The following is a 16,326-nucleotide window of genomic DNA, read 5'->3' on the forward strand; positions in this document are numbered from 1 at the left end:
GCCTCACCCCGGGCGCGAGCGCCCCGAATCCCAAGGAAGCATATGACAAGCAAAACAGCCCCGCCCGAGACAGCGGCCGTCACCCGCAGGACGATCACCGGGATGATCATGGCCATGGCCGTGATCGAATCACTCAGCGGCGTCACCCAGGGATACCTGAATCCCATCCTGCCCGCCCTCGGACCTGTCTTTTCGATAGATGATCCGACGATCAACGGCATCTTCCTTGTTGCCAATGTCAGTTTTGCGGTGCTCACACCCATCATCTCCCGGCTCGGAGACAGCTACGGCTACCGGCTGGTGCTCCGCTCATCAACTGCCGCCGTGGCTGCGGGCGTGCTCATGATGGCACTCTGGCCGTCCCTGTGGTCGGTGACCGTGGGCGTCGTGCTGCTCACGTGCGTTGTCGGTTTCATCCCGCTCATGATGGGAATCCTGCGTGTCAGCAGCCCCGCCCACACGCGCACCGGCGTCAGCGTGATGATCGGCATGCTGATGATCACGGTCGGCGCAGGTGGGCTGCTGGCGGGGATCGTGGGCGTCAGCAGCCCCACCCTCGGTTTCTGGGTGGCCGTTCCGTTCGCCGTCGCGGCCCTCGTGTGCTCTTTCCTGCTGCCCGACGCCGGAACACCCACCCGCGAGGGACTCGCCCTGGTGCCCCTGATGGCGTGTTCGCTGGGGCTGATCGGCTTCGTCGTGGCCCTTTCGATGGGGCCGGACTGGGGCTGGCTCGACGCCCGGACACTCGGATCCGGGCTGCTGGGCCTGGCGCTGCTGGTCGTCTGGGCCGTGATCGACGCCGGCGGCCCCGAGCGCGGAAAGAGGTTCGTGGACTTGCACATGCTTGCTAACCCGCGTATCCGCGCCGTTTCGCTGGCCACCTTCTTTTTCGGCTTCGCGTCCATCAGCTACTTCGGCACCAACGGCATCTTCCTGCATGCCAACCCCGACAAGGCTGGCTACGGATTTGCCCTCAGCCCGCTCATGATCGCCGTTGTCCTCGCCGCCGCATCTGTGCTCTCACTCGCGTCTTCGCTGTTGACCGCGCGGGCGCTCAGGGCGTTCGGCGAGCCTGCCACGCTGGTCTTTGCGGGCCTGCTGCTGGCGGGAGGATTCATGGTGATGATCGCGGCGCACGCATCGCTGGCCGGGTACTGTGTCGGGTTTGCCATGTTCAACCTCAGCCTGGGCATGTACCAGGCCGGGACGCGCTCGCTGTCCGTTGAAGGTGTTCCCCTGGAGGAGACCTCGACGGCGGCCGGACTCAACGAATTGGCCCTCTCGGTCGGCATCGCGGTGGGTGCCGCCGTCGTCAAGCTCCTCTCATCGTCATCGGCCTCGTCCGGGCGCATCACTGAAGCCGGCCTCGTCTCCATCTGGGGAGCGCTCGCGGTAGCTGCCCTGGTTGCGGCAGCAGCTTCTGCACGCTATCCGAAGCGGCAGGCCGCGGAGGTGGCGGCATGAAAGCGGCAATGCGGTTGCAGGCGTGCCCTGCCCCTGCTGTCGAGGCCGGTATGCGGGGCCGCATCTCCTCGGCAGTGGAACGCTGGCAGCCTGGAATTCTTCGCCTGAGCCATGCTATCCACGCCGATCCGGAGCTCAGCGGCCAGGAATTTCGGGCCGCCAAACGCGCCAGCACGCTGCTGCGCGCCGGCGGCTTCAGCCTGGACGGCGCCCAGCCGACGCTCCCGACTGCTTTCAGTGCCCGGTATGGAAGCGGCGAACTCGTGGTGGCCCTCTGCGTCGAATACGACGCGTTGCCGGCCATTGGACACGCCTGCGGGCACAACGTGAACGCCGCCAGTGCCGTCGGGGCGGCGCTCGCATTGTCCGCCGTGGCGGATGACCTCGGCATCACCGTCAAGGTGCTTGGCACTCCAGCCGAGGAGAGCACCGGCGGCAAAGCGGATCTCATCAAGGAAGGCTTCTTCGATGACGTGTCTCTGGCAATGATGGCCCATGCCGCCGCCGAGGACGCCATCGGCGGTTCCTCCCTGGCCATGTGCATGTGGGATGTGCTGTACGAGGGGCGTCCGTCCCATGCAGCGGCGGCACCGGCTGCGGGAATCAACGCATTGGACGCGCTTGTGGTCGCACAAACCGCGATTGCCCTGGCCCGGCAGCAGCTTCCGTCCGAATCCATTGTGTCGCTGATCGTCACCGAAGGCGGAAGCGCCGTCAACGTCATTCCGGAGCGGGCCCGGGCCAGCGTGGAGATGCGCTCGCCCAACCTGGCGACGCTGCGGGTGATCGAGGACCGCGTACGGTGCTGCCTTGAGGCCGGCGCCCTCGCCAGCGGGGCCACGGTCAAGGTCACCCCTACCGGCAACGCATATGCCGAGCTAAGGCAGGACAGTTTCCTCTCTGAGGCGTACCGCGAGGCGATGGCCGCCCGGGGGAGGACTGTCGACTTCAACGAGGATCGGGTGGCTTCAACGGACATGGGCAACGTCTCGCAGCTGGTGCCCAGCATCCATCCGCTGCTCGGCTACGACGTGGGCGGCGCAGCCCATCACACGGCGGAGTTCGCCGCCTACGGGTCCTCCGCATCTGCCGACAGGGCCGTGCTGGACGGCGCGTTCGGTCTGGCGGCGGCCGCTGCCGCGGCGGCAATCGATCCCAGGCAGCGGGCACGCCTGCTTGGCAGCAGCCCTGGTTGATGGAACGGGCTGCCCCGGCGCGACAGACTCAGCTACTTCTTTGCGCTGCAGTTTCGAGCCAGGCCGTGATGAGGGGAACGACCACGGCGCTCCCAGTCGCCCGGCTCGGGAGCCTCGTCCGCCGATGGTGCTTGCGCCCGGGCTTTGGCAGCCATGGAGTGCGCAGCCCTGGTGACCGCGAGCATGCTCCCGTATGGTCCGCCGCGGGGCGGGTAGCCGCCCATGATCAGTGCCCAGAGACGGTCGGTGCGGATGGCCAGCTGCAGGCCGCACAGGGCGAGCCATGAGTATCCGTAGTACCCGAACGTGCCGGCGTCTGCCGCATCAGAGATGGCGAGGAAATCCGCGGTGATGTTCTCCGGGGTGAGGGTGTCCGGGGCCGGGTGGGCCATCCGGTGCCCTTCGTAATCCGCCGCGATGACCCGGTACGACCGGCAGAGGGCCGTGACAAGGTTGGGCCCGAGGTCCGGGTCTGCGCCCCACGCACGCATCGTCGCTGCCTCTGGCTCGGGACGGGGCTCCGCCCTCGTGGGGATGAGGAGCGCCCGGCCCGAACCGGTCACAGCGATGGGAATGCTGGTACCGTCATGCAGCACCGCTTCAGCGTCGTAGCTCATCGCCCCTGCCGTCCCTTGATAGCCCTGGGTGTAGGTGGTTTTCCGCGACCGGCTGCCGGGACTCCATCCGGAGGCGGTCGTGTCAAAGCCTATTTGTAGCGCCCGTCCCATGGCCATCCCCGTGGGGTGCCGCGATCCGCCACGGCGACGAGGGGTAGCCTGTAAGCAGTTCTCCCCATCAGGAAACCCTCGCGCGGGCCAGGAGCGGCAGATGACTGAGAAGATAACCGGCGCGCTCACCGACTTCGGTGCGGAAGACGTGCCGCAGGCCGGCGGCAAAGGAGCCAATCTCGGCGAACTGGTGCGCCACGGTTTCCCCGTGCCGCCCGGCGTCGTCCTCCCTACCTCCGCCTACGCAGCGGTGCTGGAGGAAACCGGACTGGGCCGAAGGTTGGACCAGCTGCTCGAATCCGGATCTGACGGATCCCGGATCCGGGACTCGTTTGCCAGCATCGCCTTGCCGGAGCGGATCAGGGCGGACATCGCTGCGGCGTACGCCTCCTTGGGTGGCGGTCCCGTGGCGGTCCGCTCCAGTGCAACCGCTGAGGACCAGGCCGGTGCAGCCTTCGCCGGACAGCATGACACGTTCCTGAACGTGATCGGCGAGCAAGCGGTACTTGCTGCGGTCACTGACTGCTGGGCGTCCCTATGGACAGAGCGGGCCATTGCTTACCGGGAGCGGGAGGGCATCGAACCGCGCGAGGCGACGATCGCCGTCGTAATCCAAAAGATGGTTCCGGCGGACACCGCCGGTGTCATGTTCAGCGCCAATCCGGTGACCGGCGAGCGCGGCGACATCGTCGTCGACGCGAGCCCGGAACTGGGCGAGGCAGTGGTTTCGGGACGCGTTACGCCGGATCACTATGTTCTGGACGGCAGCGGCCGGGTCAGGGCGTTCACCCCAGGCGGCCGGGAAGTTGCCATTCGGGCTGCTGCCGCCGGCGGGACGCAGGAGAGCACCGGCCCCGACAGCGCCGGCCCTGCCCTCAATGGGCGGCAGCTCACAGAGCTGGCGCGGCTGGCGCGCCGGGTGCAGGACCATTTTGGCAGGCCCCAGGACATGGAGTGGGCCATCGCCGGGGGACGCCTCTACTTGCTGCAGGCCAGGCCAATGACGGCCCTTCCGCCGCAGCCTCTGCGGCTCAGCCGCTTCCAGCGGCTGGTGGGACCGTTCTTCGTTGAGATGTTCCAGGAGCGCCCGTATCCCCTGGACGTATCGGGCTGGATGCAGCGCGGGATTCTGGCGATGCTCCATGGCATGGCCGGCAGCGTCGGTGTCGTCTTTCCCTCGGTAGAGGAGATCCTTCCGGAAGAGGACGGTGTGGTGGTCCGGCTCGTGCCGCCAGTGCCGAGGCCCACCCTTCGCACTCTCGGGGCTCCGCTCCTGGTGGCACGCCGGGCACGGCAGTTCCATCCGGCCCGGTGGACGGAGGACCGAAGGTTCGCCGCATTCCTGGAAAGCGTCCGGAGGCTCAATGACGAGGACCCGAGGTCCCTGCCCTGGCGCGAAGTCATAGCGCTCGCCGACGGTTCCTTTGACGCGATGCAGGGGATCACTGAGCTCAGAAAATCCTACCTGCCCGGCGTGTTTGTCCCATTGCTCAAACTTCGCCTGATGCTGCTGCTCCTGGGGAAGCCGCGCCTGGCCTCCGCCCTGATCGCCGGCGCCGAAACCCGCACGAGCCAGGCGAACCGGGCTCTTGAGGCCCTGGCCGAACAGGTGCGGTCCAGCCCGAACCTGGAACGCGCCTTCACAGGGCAGCCGCCGGCTGAACTGCTGAAGCAGCTGGAGGATCAGGAGGAATTCAGAGAGTTCCGCGCGGCATTGGGGGCGTTCCTTGCCGAGTACGGACACCGCGAAACGGTCAGTGTGGTGCTGAGCAGCGCCCCGACCTGGTCCGATGCACCCGAGGTGGTCGTCGGGCTCATCACCTCGATGCTGGGGGAGCGCCGGGCCGCAGTGGATCAAACCGGAGCGGCGCTGGCGGAACTGTTGAGGCATCCTGCCCTTCGGTTCACGCCGGTGCGCCGTCATCTTCTGTCCGTCGTGGACGCCGCCAAGGCAGGCATGGCCTTCCGCGAGGACAGCCACTTTTACGCCACCATGGTTCTGCCGCCGCTGCGGAGGGCCCTGCTTGAGCTGGGCCGCAGGCTTTGTGCGGCCGGTGTGCTGGCGAATCCGGAGGAGATCCACCACCTGCGGTACGAAGAGCTGTCGGCAATCGCCGACGCCGGTACCCTCGCGGCTTCGGAACGGGACCGGTACCGCCGGCTGGTGCTGGACAGGGCGGCGAAGCGCCGTGAGCTGGACGGGATTCCGCTGCTGGACCCGGCTGTGCTGTTCGCGCCGGGCCGGCGGCCGCCCGGAGCGCTGGTTTCCGGTGTGCCTGCAAGCCGGGGCCAGGCCACGGGAGAGGTAAGGATTATCCGTGGCCCGGCCGATTTCGGGTTGCTGCGCAGCGGCGAGGTCCTCGTGTGCCCGTACACCAACCCGTCCTGGACTCCACTGTTCCAGCGGGCCGCCGCGGTGGTGGTGGACGCCGGCGGCATCGGTTCGCACGCCGCCATCGTGGCCCGGGAGTATGGCATACCGGCCGTGATGGGCACCGGCTCCGGGACGAGCGTGCTCCGGAACGGAGACCTGGTCAGGGTGGACGGGACCACCGGGCGGGTCTTTCCGGTCGCCTCGGATGCCGGGTAACGCCGGAGACCTCTACGCCCAGGCGTCTTCGCTGGCGGCGATCCGGTCCACAAAGTCCAGGACCGCAGGATGCGCCGGGTTGATGAGATGGCCGCCGGCCACGAGCACGGTCTGGGTATAGGGCAGGGCGCCCGACAGTCTGGCGTTCACCAGCCTGCAGGGCTCGATCGAATCCTCGGCGGTGACGATGAGCGTCGGGCGGCGGATCCCTGCCAGTTCGTCCTCGTCCAGTACCAGCGCGTCCTCGCTGAGGTCCATGCCATGGCCCTTGATCTCAGCGAGGACGGCCGGCCCGGTCTCGGCCAAAATCTGCTTGTTGTTCTCCGGGAATGACTCCCAGGCGGCATCGCCCAGTGCCTCCCGGATCACCGCCTCCGCAGCCCGGTTCGGTTGCCCGGCGGACTGCCCAAGCACCCTGAGGCGGAGGCTGCGTGCCCAGGCGTCGGCATCCGGATCGAGGGTGAACAAGGCCGGTTCCAGGAGGACGAGCGCCTTGACTTTGTCGGGAAACCGGCGCGCCAGTTCGATCGCGATGAGGCCGCCGGTGCTGCGCCCGATCACGACGGCCGGCCCCGCGTGCAATGCGGCCAGCATGCCGGCGGCGTCGTCGACGTGGTCTATCAGGTCCAGAGTGCCGAACGGTACCGGCGGGGCACTGCGGTGGAATCCTCTGCGGTCATAGACGATGCACCGGCCGTGGCGGCCCAGTTCTTCGGCGGCGTCCGCCCACAGCTCCGCCGAACTGGGCGTCCCGTGCACACCGAGGAGAGGGATTCCATCACCGTGTTCCTCGTAGTAGAGATCCACGCCGTTGACGCTGAGCCTGGACATACCACCAGCCTAGGTGCCGGTGTTTTCCAGCGGAAGGGCGCCTTATTCGGCGTCGACAGCCGGGAGGTACTGGCCGTTCCTGATCCGTGATTCGCCGAACTCGATCGTCAGCGGCTGGATCTCCCAGTAGCCGGTGCGCGACTTTGGACGGCCCATGGCCACATGGGGTACCCAGCGCGGATACCGGAAGCCCAGTGCGCGCGAGCTAAGAATGAAGTCGTCGACGTTGTCCACGAGGAGGTCCTGCAGCAGCCCGTGCAGCGCCTGTACGAGCATCACCTGAAAGTCGCGGACCTTTTGGGGCACGTCCACTTCGAGTCCGCACACATTGCCGCCGCCCAGGACGATCAGCCGTGTGGCGGTGCCGGAGAACCCATCCAGTATGGGCAGCCCCCTCAGCCACGTGACCGTCCTGCGCGTGGCCGCTTCGGCGCTCGTGAACCCTTGGGTCCACTCGCTGATCTCCTGTGCGAAGTCAGCCAGGATGCCGATGTGCAGCAGGGTGAGGTGCAGGCCTTGTTGCCTGCGCAGCCCGATGACATAACCGCCCAGCTCCTCATAGGCGGCGGGACCGGGTCCGATGGCCGTTACCGGAACCTCTACCGTGATCCGCGGAAGCCCATGCATGCGGACCCCTCTCAGCGCTGGCAGTTGACCCCGGTGTCATTATCCTCCTCGGCATGATTTCCTGCGCCCTGCCGCGTGTGATTGATCGTCTTCATGGCGCGCCGGATCGCCGAAGCGGGAGACGACGCTAGGCTGTGTGGGCGCCGGTGACCGGGGTTAGGAGGCGCGCGGCAGCCGTTCCGATTGGCTGGTTCCGGGGAGCGGGGGTGCCGTGGAGTGGTAGGTGTGGCCGGTGGGTGTCTGGAGTTTGAAAGTGTGCCGGGGGCCGGGCCGTGGGATGGCTTTCCATCCGGGTTTTTCTTTGGTGTGGTTGCAGGTTTCGCACAGGCCCGCGCCGTTGGCCAGGCTGGTGGTCCCGCCGGTGTGCCAGGGGATGATGTGGTCGTGGTGGCGGATCGGGGCGTCGCAGTACGGGGTGCGGCAGGTGTCATCGCGGGCCTGGATGAACCGGCGCAATCCTGCCGGGAAGAGCCGTGCCCGGGAGTCCATCGCTACCAGCTCACCGGTTCCGGGGGCGGTGTAGAGGCGCCGGAGCCACACCTTGAGTGCCTGGCGGCTGGTGGCCCCGCCCGGGTCGGGTTCCTGGCCCGCGGTGCTCCCGCCATCGTTGGGTTCCTGACCGCCGGTAGCCTCACTTGTCTGGATCAGGGTGCGGGCCCAGCCTGCCGGGACGGTGCCGTAGCCGGTGAGGCGGGCCGGTTCGCTGTCGGCCTGGAAGAGGGTGCGGTCGGTCATGACGAGCTGGATCTCGACCCCGCTGATCCCACCCGGGGCGCCGGTGGTCCGTTCGACAAGGGTGTCGCCCATGATCTGGCCGCGGGAACGGGAGTCGCCATTCGAGCGCAGCGTGTCGGCGTGGCGTCTGAGCGCGGCGTAGACGGCGACGCCCTGGGCGACGGGCAGCAGCGCGGTCAGGTAGGTCATGGTGTCCGGGGCAGGTCGCAGGCTGACGCACCGCTCGGTCGCTGCGTGGCTGGCCCGCTGGGTCACGGAGCGGGGATCCCTGCGGTACGCTGCAGCCTTGGCCGCGGCCACGATGGCCCGGTCGCCTGAACCGGTGAAGGTTCCGGTGTCGGCGGCGAGCTCGTCGTCGACGGCGCACCGGTCAGCCGCGCTCAGGCAGGCCGTTTCTTTGACTAGCAGGGTGGCGCGCCATTCGTTCAGCCGGCCAGTCTCCAAGGCGGCCAGGGTGTGGGGCATCTCGGTCAGTAGGGCTTTGGCCAGGCCGAGCAGCCGGGAGCCGCGGGCCGGGGATTCGTGCCGGGCGAGGGCGATTTGCGCGGCGACGTCCTGGCCCTGCTCCGCAACTGGGATCCCTTGCTCGGCCTGGGCGCGGCGCTGGGCGGCATCGAAGGCCACAGCGATCCTCGCCTGCAAACCGGCGACCGCAGACTTCAGCTCCTCCAGCCCGCGCAACTGGTCGATCAGCCCGGCACCGTCGGCGGCCAGCTGCAGCGACCCCGCCGCGGCGAGTAGGTCCTCCACAGTGACACAGGACATCTCGGCATTGGGGGCGGCGGCATCCGGAGCGACGGCGCCGGCAAGGCCGGCGCCGGGTGGCGCCGCTGCCAGTATCAGATCGGATTCCCCAATGCCGTCCATACACACAGTGTTCCAGAGGGGTCAGACATTATTAGCATGCAAATCAAAATCCGGGACTAGCTGTACTCAGCCAGTACGTTGGTTGCATCTGCTGATGGGTGGCTTGCCTCCGAGGCTGCCGTGGGGCCGGTGGTTGTTGTAGAAGTCTAGCCATGGCTGCAGGGCATCAGTGCGGGCTTGGTTGGAGGTGAATGGTTGCCGGTAGGCCCAGCCTTCCTGCAGGGTGCGGTTGAAGCGTTCTGCTTTTCCGTTCTGCCAGGGATGCCGGGGTTTGATCAGGATGTGTTTGGCGCCAAGTGCTGCTAGCGCTGCGTGGAAGTCGCGGGAGAGCCGGTAAGCGAAGGCGTTGTCGGTCATGACGCGTTTCACGGGTGCTCCATTGGATGCCATGGCGGCCGCTGCCCGGGTGAGGAACCCGGCGCAGGTCGGTCCCTTCTCATCGGGAAGCACTTCGGCGTAGGCCAGGCGGCAGTGGTCATCGACGGCGACATGAACGTAGTCGAAACCCAGTTTCTGGTGTGACGTGCGATGGTTGGCCAGGCTCTGCTCGGGGTCGGCCCGCCAGCCGCCACCCTCAGGGATCCGCCCGAGTTTCTTGACGTCGATATGGATCATGTCCCCAGGGGCGTCGCGTTCATAGCGGCGGTCGGTCGCACGGGAGGAGCGGATCCGTTCTCCGGTGACCGGGTCCAGGTCCCACAGCCTGGGCATGCCGGCTCGGGCGAGGATCCTGGACACGGTCCGGGCGCTGGTGCTGCATCGGAGTGCCAGATCCATGGGGCCTTCGCGATGCTCCACTCGCTGGGCCAGGACATCGGCAACCACCTTTTTCGGGGTGACGTGCGGGCATGACTTCGGCCTGGAGCTGCGGTCTTCCAGTCCGGCCCAGCCGTGAACCCGGTAACGGCTAAGCCAGCGGTGGGCACAGGTGCGCGAGACGCCGATTTCCTTGGCGACGTGCGCCACCGGCCGGCCGGACAGGACACGCTCGATGATGATCCGCCTACCGGTCGGGGTTAGCCGGGCATTACGGTGGGACATGAAGACCTCTTAGTCGTTGGCTGTGTGTGGTAACCACCAACCTAAGAGGTCTTCACCCATTCACGATGTAACCAACGTCCTGACTCAGTACAACTAGCGCCCAGCGCCCGTCATCGCCAGGGGGCAGCGTTGCATTTCGGCATTGACTCCCAGACGCTGAAGCCTACGATGGTGCCCACAGGACCTTCCGGCACGCCTCCGTATGTCGCTGTGCCTATCGGGCAGTTCCCCGGGGACCTGGTGAGAAGGAGAATTCATCATGCTCAAAGAACGTGAAGTTATGGCTGTCCTTCCCGCGAAGGACATTTCCAGGGCCAGGAATTTCTATCGCGACGTCCTCGGCCTGGAACCCTCGGATACCTTGGACGAGGAGAACCTCGTCTACCGCTGCGGGAACGGAACGTCTTTCCTGCTGTACCTGACCGACAACGCGGGAACAGCGAAGAACACACAGCTGAGCTGGGCCACCGACAATCTCGAGGGCGAGGTTGAGGAGCTGCGGAGCCGGGGTGTTGTCTTTGAGGACTATGATTTCCCGGGACTGAAGACCGAGAACGGCATCGCCACGAGCAGCGCCGGAAAGGCTGCCTGGTTCCTGGACACCGAGGGCAACATTCTCAGCCTGTTCGAGATGCCGTAGCTCTGTGACCGGCCCGGTTGGCTGACCCGTCGGCAGCCCGCTGATCCGTGCAGAATGGACGGGTGACTACCGTTCCCCTGGACCCCGCCGGCACCTCTGATCCCTTCGACCTGGAGGCCATCGGTGCCGGCCTGGTCTTTGCTGGCTCACTGGGTCAGCTCGCCGCCGCGCTGCGCAGCGAAAGCCCGGCCGGGACCGCGGTGGTGCAGTCCCCGCCGGGCACAGGTAAAACCACTTTGGTTCCCCCGCTGGTCGCCAACCTCCTCTGCGGCGGATCGCAGCCGGAGGCTCGGGGAACGGTTCTGCGCACTGTGGTGACCCAGCCCCGCCGCGTCGCAGCCCGCTCCGCGGCGCGGCGGCTTGCCGCGCTGGACGGCAGCCGGCTCGGGGACCGCATCGGTTACACGGTCCGCGGCGAGCGTCAGGCGGGCGCCGGGACCCTGATCGAGTTCGTCACGCCGGGCATCCTGATGCGCCGCCTGCTCGCGGATCCCGGGCTCGAGGGCACCGGTGCCGTGATCCTCGACGAGGTCCATGAACGTGGACTGGAAACCGATCTCCTGCTCGGCATGCTCGCCGAGGTCCGCCTGCTGCGCGGCGACCTCACCCTGGTCGCGATGTCGGCCACGCTGGATGCGCCGCGGTTCGCCGCCCTCCTCGGGTCGCCACCCGCCGGCCAGGCGCCAGTGGAGCAGGCACCGGCGGGGGAGCACGACGGCGGCGGGCCGGCTCCCGTCGTCGACTGCCCTTCGGCGCTGTACCCCCTCACGGTGGACTGGGCGCCCGCGGCGGTGCCGAGGCTGGACAGCCGGGGCGTGACCCGCCCGTTCCTCGACCATGTGGCAGACACCGCGGCCGCCGCCCACTCCCAGGCACTCCAGGCAGATCCTGGCATTGACGCCCTGGTGTTCCTGCCGGGCGCCTGGGAGGTGTCCCAGGTAGCAGCCCGCCTGCGCAGCAGGGTCAAGGCCGAAGTGCTGGAGCTGCACGGCCAGGCCGGCCCCGCGGAGCAGGACCGCGCCGTCTCCGGTCGTGACCCGGGAGGCCCCGCGCGGATTGTCGTGTCCACGGCACTGGCAGAATCCTCGCTCACCGTCCCCGGCGTCCGGCTGGTCATCGATGCGGGCCTGTCCAGGGAGCTGCGCCGCGACGCCAGCCGCGGCATGTCAGGGCTGGTGACCGTTTCCTGTTCCCGGGCATCCGCCGAGCAGCGGGCCGGACGGGCGGCTCGCCAGGGCCCCGGAACAGTGGTCCGCTGCTATGACCAAAAGACCTTTGGAGCCGCCCCGGCCCATCCGACGCCGGAGATCGCTGCGGCCGACCTGACCGGCGCCGCCTTGATCCTCGCGTGCTGGGGTGCGCCCGGTGGCCAGGGGCTGGCTCTGCCGGACGCACCGCCCCGGGCAGCCATGGACGACGCCGTCGAAGTGCTGCGGGAACTCGGGGCGGTGGAACCCGACGGCCATGCGACGCCGCTCGGCAAGATTCTCGCCAGGATTCCCGCCGACCCGCGGCTGGCACGCGCCCTGCTGGACGGTGCCGCCACCGTGGGTCCCCGCGCGGCGGCAGAGACAGTCGCCGTCGTTTCCGGAGACCAGCGTGCGCCGGGCGCAGACCTTCCGCGCCTGCTGGGCACGCTCCGTGGCGGCAAGGATCCGGCCGCCGGCCGCTGGGCGGAGGAAACCCGCCGCATGGAGGCTATTGCACGCCAGGAGGCTGCCGGCCTGCGGGCCGGCACCGCGCAGTCCCGGCCCGCCACACCGGTGACGTCGGCGGAAACCCCAGGGTTCGTCGTCGCCCTCGCGTTTCCGGACAGGGTTGCGCGCCGCGTTCCGGGACCCGGGCCTGAGCGCTACCTGCTGACTTCCGGCACGCGTGCCGGGCTGCCGTCCGGCAGCCCGCTGTCCGGGCACGAGTGGCTGGCGGTCGCCGAGGTGTCGCGGGCTGGCGGGCGGGATGCCGCCGGGACCGGCGCCGTCATCCGCGCAGCGGCGCCGCTCACGGCCGGCACAGCTGAAGCCGCCGCCCGGAACCTGCTGGGCGAGACAGTGGAAGCCGGGTTCAGCCAGGGAAAGGTCACCGCCCGAAGGGAACGCCGGCTCGGAGCGATAGTCCTTTCTTCAACCCCGGTGCGGCCCACGCCCGTGGAGGGGCGGGCCGCCGTGGCCCGGGCGCTGGAGCGGGAAGGGCTGGGAACCATCGGATGGTCGACGGCGGCTGAGGCCCTGCGCCGCCGGCTCGCCCTGCTGCACCGGGAACTCGGTGCGCCCTGGCCGGACGTCTCCGAGCAGGCACTGCTGTCCCGGCTGGAGGAATGGCTTGCTCCGGAGCTTGAGGCGATGGCCGGAGGAGCGCCGGTCAACAGGATCGAGCTGACTGACCCGTTGCGCCGGCTGCTGCCGTGGCCGGAGGCAGCGCGGCTGGGCGAACTGGCGCCGGAAGGCCTGGACGTGCCGAGCGGTTCGCGCGTGCGGATCGAGTATCCGGACGTCGGCGACGACGGCGGCCGGCCCGTTGTGGCGGTCAAACTCCAGGAATGCTTCGGCTGGGCCGAGACGCCGCGGCTGGTGGACGGGGCAGTTCCGGTGCTGTTCCACCTCTTGTCGCCGGCGCGGCGTCCGCTCGCGGTGACCGATGACCTCGCATCATTCTGGTCCGGACCATACGCACAGGTCCGTGCCGAGATGAGGGGCCGCTATCCGAAGCATCCCTGGCCGGAGGACCCGTGGTCTGCCCCGGCCACGGCCCGGACAAAAGCCCGGATGTAACCCCCGGACACCCTTTTCCATGGCGGCGGAGGCGGTGGCACGGCTGCCGGAGAGGTCCGGATAGATCCCGGATACAAACCCGAAACGTTGTGTCGAAGCGGTGAAACATTGCCCGGCTACCCTTATGCGTACTGAGACACCGTGGTCTCGGTACCCCATGAAAGGACACAACGATGATGCTTTGGAGTAACCTCGGCTTCCTTCTCGATTTCCGTCCCAATGACGACGAGCCCCAGGCACATGCCGGCAGGAGTGCCACCGAATTTCCCAGCGGCCAGCTGACGTCCAGCGCCTGGGAAGGGTGGTGGCACGACGACGCCTAGGGCTGTACAGGTCAGGTGACCCGCTGCGGCCCCCGGTTCCACAACGGCACGCCTCTCCCTATTGCTGTCCGGCCGTCTCAGGGTGTCGAATCGACTTACCAAGGCCGCGTGGCGGCTCAGCACTAGGACGCCGGGAGATGGTCATGTCCGTGAAAGGCACAAATGGCCGGGGCAAGGGCCCCGGCCGCGGCAGTACGGATCTTCGGCGGGCTGATGCGGCCGCAGGGATGCAGGCCGACGCGCCGGAGAAAGTCCGCAACATCGCGCTCGTGGGCCACTCGGGAGCGGGAAAAACGATGCTGCTTGAGGCACTGCTGGCAGCCACCGGCGTCATATCCCGGATGGGATCGATCGAGGACGGCAACACTGTCAGCGACGCGGAACCCTCTGAAATCCATCAGCAGCGCTCTGTGGTGCTCACGGTGGCACCGCTGGTGTACGACGGCATCAAGGTAAACCTTCTGGACACGCCGGGCTACGGGGACTTCACCGGCGAACTGCGCGCCGGTCTGCGCGCAGCCGATGCGGCCCTGTTCGTCGTGTCCGCCCTGGACGACATCGATGCGGCCACCACAGCGCTGTGGGCAGAGTGCGACCAGCTCGGCGTGCCGCGGGCCGTGGTGATCAGCCGGCTCGACCATCCGCGGGCAAATTTCGAAGCGACCCTCGCCGCCTGCCAGCGGGCCTTCGGCGACTCGGTGGTGCCGGCCTACCTTCCCGTGCGCACCGACACGGAGATCACCGGTTTGCTGGGACTGCTCTCCGGAACCGTTGCGGAGTACGCAGGCGGCGACCCCGTTCCCGCCGGGCGCGACGCCAGCGCCGAAGAGCTTTCGGAGTCGGAGGCAGCACGCGGGGCGCTCATCGAGGGCATCATCTCCGAGAGCGAAGATGAGACGCTGATGGACCGCTACCTCGGTGGCGAGGACATCGACGTCGACGTTCTGGTGGCGGACCTGGAGACCGCCGTGGCCCGCGGGTCCTTCTTCCCCGTGCTCGCAACCTCGGCGGTGACGGGACTGGGACTGGCCGAACTGCTGGACATGTTGACCCGCGCGTTCCCTTCACCGGCGGAGCGTGAGCTGCCCGCGGTGACCGATCTTGCCGGGGCGCCGGCAGGCCCGCTGGCCTGCGACCCGGCGGGGCCGCTGGCCGGTGAAGTGGTGCGCACCACCATCGACCCGTTCCTGGGCAGGGTCTGCCTGGTCCGCGTCTTCTCCGGGACGCTGCGGGAGGATTCGGCCGTGCATGTCGGCGGCCGCGGCCTGTCCGAGCGGGGGCATGAGGACCACGACAGCGATGAACGCCTCACTCACCTGTACTCGCCCGTGGGAGCCAGCCTGAAGCCGGTGCCGTACTGCGTGGCCGGCGACATCTGCGCCATTGCCAAGCTCGCCAATGCCGAAACGGGGGACACCATTTCGGCCAAAGAACACCCGCTGCTGGTGGAGGCCTGGGACATGCCCGAGCCCCTGATGCCGGTGGCCGTCGAGGCCGCCACGCGCAGCGACGAGGACGCCCTCGCCAAGAGCCTCGGGAAAGTGGCGGCGGGAGACCCGACGCTGCGGGTGGAACGCAATGCCGAAACGCACCAGCTGATCCTGTGGTGCATGGGAGAGGCGCACGGCGAAGTCGTGCTGGACAGGCTGCGCGACCAGGGGGTGAAACTGCAGACTGTTCCGGTGGTGACGCCGCTGCGGGAAACATTCGCCGCACCGGCCGCCGGCCACGGACGCCATGTCAAGCAATCGGGTGGCCACGGCCAGTACGCGATCTGCGATATCGAAGTGGAGCCCCTGGACCGCGGCGCGGGTTTCGAATTCATCGACAAGACCGTGGGCGGCGTGGTTCCCGGCCAGTACATCCCGTCAGTCGAGAAAGGCGTCCGGTCCCAGATGCAAAAGGGAGTGTCCGCAGGCTTCCCGGTGGTGGACATCCGGGTGACGCTGGTGGGCGGCAAAGCGCACAGCGTCGACTCGTCGGACGCGGCGTTCCAGGCCGCCGGCGCGCTGGCCTTGCGGGAGGCAGCGGCCGCCGGACGGATCCAGCTGCTGGAGCCGGTCTCAGCGGTCACCATCAGCACCCCGGACGAGTACGTCGGGCCGGTGATGAGCGACCTGTCCTCCCGCCGCGGGCGGCTGACAGGAACGACGTCGGCAGGCGGGGAGCGCACCGAAGTCACCGCCGAGGTGCCCGACGGCGAACTGTTGCGATACGCCGTCCAGTTACGTTCGCTGACGGCCGGGACCGGCCGCTTCCGCCGCAGCTACCTGCGGCACGAGCCAGTGCCGGGCAACGTGGCACCGGCTGCCGCCAACGCCTGAGGGTAAGACGGCTGCACGTCCCACTGGCGTGAGGCTGCAAGCCCCACTTAACTTGGGCGCGAGAACACGAAGTGCGGTGGCCGAGGCGCCGAGCCCAGAATCATGACGTACTACTGCCTTCACGGCGCGTGACGTAGGCGCCTCCATCAGGAAATCCATCAGCGAGCCAACCGACCGTACTGCCGGCGGAGC

11 protein-coding genes and 1 pseudogene are annotated in these 16,326 nt (G+C 68.2%); 7 read left to right on the plus strand and 5 right to left on the minus strand.

The genetic code is table 11. The annotated features are described in order from the left end of the window. Nucleotides 1–42 precede the first annotated feature (42 nt). On the plus strand, nucleotides 43–1,464 hold the full coding sequence (locus AC6CH3_RS20960) for an MFS transporter (protein ID WP_498134255.1): 1,422 nt from the start codon (nucleotides 43–45) through the stop codon (nucleotides 1,462–1,464). Further along, nucleotides 1,461–2,660: an amidohydrolase gene (locus AC6CH3_RS20965; protein ID WP_498134256.1), complete on the plus strand. Its 1,200-nt coding sequence runs from the start codon at nucleotides 1,461–1,463 to the stop codon at nucleotides 2,658–2,660. The genes AC6CH3_RS20960 and AC6CH3_RS20965 overlap by 4 nt, the downstream gene beginning before the upstream one ends. 32 nt (nucleotides 2,661–2,692) lie before the next feature. On the opposite strand, the gene AC6CH3_RS20970 is transcribed toward AC6CH3_RS20965, so the two are convergent. Then, nucleotides 2,693–3,277 carry an alpha/beta fold hydrolase gene (locus tag AC6CH3_RS20970; RefSeq protein WP_498134257.1) on the minus strand — a complete coding sequence of 195 codons (585 nt, stop codon included), beginning with the start codon at nucleotides 3,275–3,277 and terminating at the stop codon, nucleotides 2,693–2,695. Nucleotides 3,278–3,488: 211 nt separating this feature from the next. On the opposite strand from AC6CH3_RS20970, the gene AC6CH3_RS20975 reads away from it, so the two are divergent. Beyond that, nucleotides 3,489–5,978, plus strand: a complete 2,490-nt coding sequence (locus AC6CH3_RS20975; protein WP_498134258.1) for a PEP/pyruvate-binding domain-containing protein — start codon at nucleotides 3,489–3,491, stop codon at nucleotides 5,976–5,978. 12 nt (nucleotides 5,979–5,990) lie between these two features. Here AC6CH3_RS20975 and AC6CH3_RS20980 read toward each other — a convergent pair whose 3' ends face one another. The 4 genes and pseudogenes from AC6CH3_RS20980 to AC6CH3_RS20995 all read right to left on the minus strand — a co-directional run bounded on the left by AC6CH3_RS20980 (nucleotide 5,991) and on the right by AC6CH3_RS20995 (nucleotide 10,079). Next, a complete protein-coding gene (locus AC6CH3_RS20980) occupies nucleotides 5,991–6,809 on the minus strand; it encodes an alpha/beta fold hydrolase (protein WP_498134259.1) in 819 nt (272 codons plus the stop codon). A 42-nt stretch (nucleotides 6,810–6,851) separates the two neighbouring features. Next, nucleotides 6,852–7,436, minus strand: coding sequence for a hypothetical protein (locus tag AC6CH3_RS20985; protein WP_498134260.1), 585 nt, complete (start codon nucleotides 7,434–7,436; stop codon nucleotides 6,852–6,854). A gap of 156 nt (nucleotides 7,437–7,592) precedes the next feature. Continuing rightward, nucleotides 7,593–8,936 (minus strand): HNH endonuclease, encoded by a 1,344-nt coding sequence (locus tag AC6CH3_RS20990; RefSeq protein WP_498134265.1) that lies wholly within the window; start codon nucleotides 8,934–8,936, stop codon nucleotides 7,593–7,595. A gap of 145 nt (nucleotides 8,937–9,081) precedes the next feature. Beyond that, nucleotides 9,082–10,079: pseudogene (locus AC6CH3_RS20995) on the minus strand (IS481 family transposase). Nucleotides 10,080–10,338: 259 nt separating this feature from the next. On the opposite strand from AC6CH3_RS20995, the gene AC6CH3_RS21000 reads away from it, so the two are divergent. From AC6CH3_RS21000 to AC6CH3_RS21015, 4 genes are all read left to right on the plus strand, one after another. Further along, on the plus strand, nucleotides 10,339–10,719 hold the full coding sequence (locus tag AC6CH3_RS21000) for a VOC family protein (RefSeq protein ID WP_498134261.1): 381 nt from the start codon (nucleotides 10,339–10,341) through the stop codon (nucleotides 10,717–10,719). A gap of 62 nt (nucleotides 10,720–10,781) precedes the next feature. Next, on the plus strand, nucleotides 10,782–13,487 hold the full coding sequence (locus AC6CH3_RS21005; protein WP_498134262.1) for an ATP-dependent RNA helicase: 2,706 nt from the start codon (nucleotides 10,782–10,784) through the stop codon (nucleotides 13,485–13,487). Between the two features lie 173 nt (nucleotides 13,488–13,660). Then, the gene (locus AC6CH3_RS21010) at nucleotides 13,661–13,810 is read left to right on the plus strand and encodes a hypothetical protein (RefSeq protein ID WP_494036633.1); all 150 of its coding nucleotides are present in this window, start codon (nucleotides 13,661–13,663) and stop codon (nucleotides 13,808–13,810) included. A 143-nt stretch (nucleotides 13,811–13,953) separates the two neighbouring features. After that, complete coding sequence (locus AC6CH3_RS21015; protein WP_498134263.1) at nucleotides 13,954–16,134, plus strand: elongation factor G-like protein EF-G2; 2,181 nt, start codon at nucleotides 13,954–13,956, stop codon at nucleotides 16,132–16,134. Nucleotides 16,135–16,326 lie beyond the last annotated feature (192 nt).

Source organism: Arthrobacter sp. GQ119 (assembly GCF_059759125.1).

Excerpts from the sequence above, each read along its gene's own strand:
- AC6CH3_RS20985 (WP_498134260.1), bottom strand. The coding sequence starts at position 7,436 with ATGCATGGGCTTCCGCGGATCACGGTAGAGGTTCCGGTAACGGCCATC.
- AC6CH3_RS20965 (WP_498134256.1), top strand. The coding sequence starts at position 1,461 with ATGAAAGCGGCAATGCGGTTGCAGGCGTGCCCTGCCCCTGCTGTCGAG.
- AC6CH3_RS20990 (WP_498134265.1), bottom strand. The coding sequence starts at position 8,936 with ATGTCCTGTGTCACTGTGGAGGACCTACTCGCCGCGGCGGGGTCGCTG.
- AC6CH3_RS21015 (WP_498134263.1), top strand. The coding sequence starts at position 13,954 with ATGTCCGTGAAAGGCACAAATGGCCGGGGCAAGGGCCCCGGCCGCGGC.
- AC6CH3_RS20975 (WP_498134258.1), top strand. The coding sequence starts at position 3,489 with ATGACTGAGAAGATAACCGGCGCGCTCACCGACTTCGGTGCGGAAGAC.
- AC6CH3_RS21000 (WP_498134261.1), top strand. The coding sequence starts at position 10,339 with ATGCTCAAAGAACGTGAAGTTATGGCTGTCCTTCCCGCGAAGGACATT.
- AC6CH3_RS20980 (WP_498134259.1), bottom strand. The coding sequence starts at position 6,809 with ATGTCCAGGCTCAGCGTCAACGGCGTGGATCTCTACTACGAGGAACAC.
- AC6CH3_RS20960 (WP_498134255.1), top strand. The coding sequence starts at position 43 with ATGACAAGCAAAACAGCCCCGCCCGAGACAGCGGCCGTCACCCGCAGG.
- AC6CH3_RS20970 (WP_498134257.1), bottom strand. The coding sequence starts at position 3,277 with ATGAGCTACGACGCTGAAGCGGTGCTGCATGACGGTACCAGCATTCCC.
- AC6CH3_RS21010 (WP_494036633.1), top strand. The coding sequence starts at position 13,661 with ATGATGCTTTGGAGTAACCTCGGCTTCCTTCTCGATTTCCGTCCCAAT.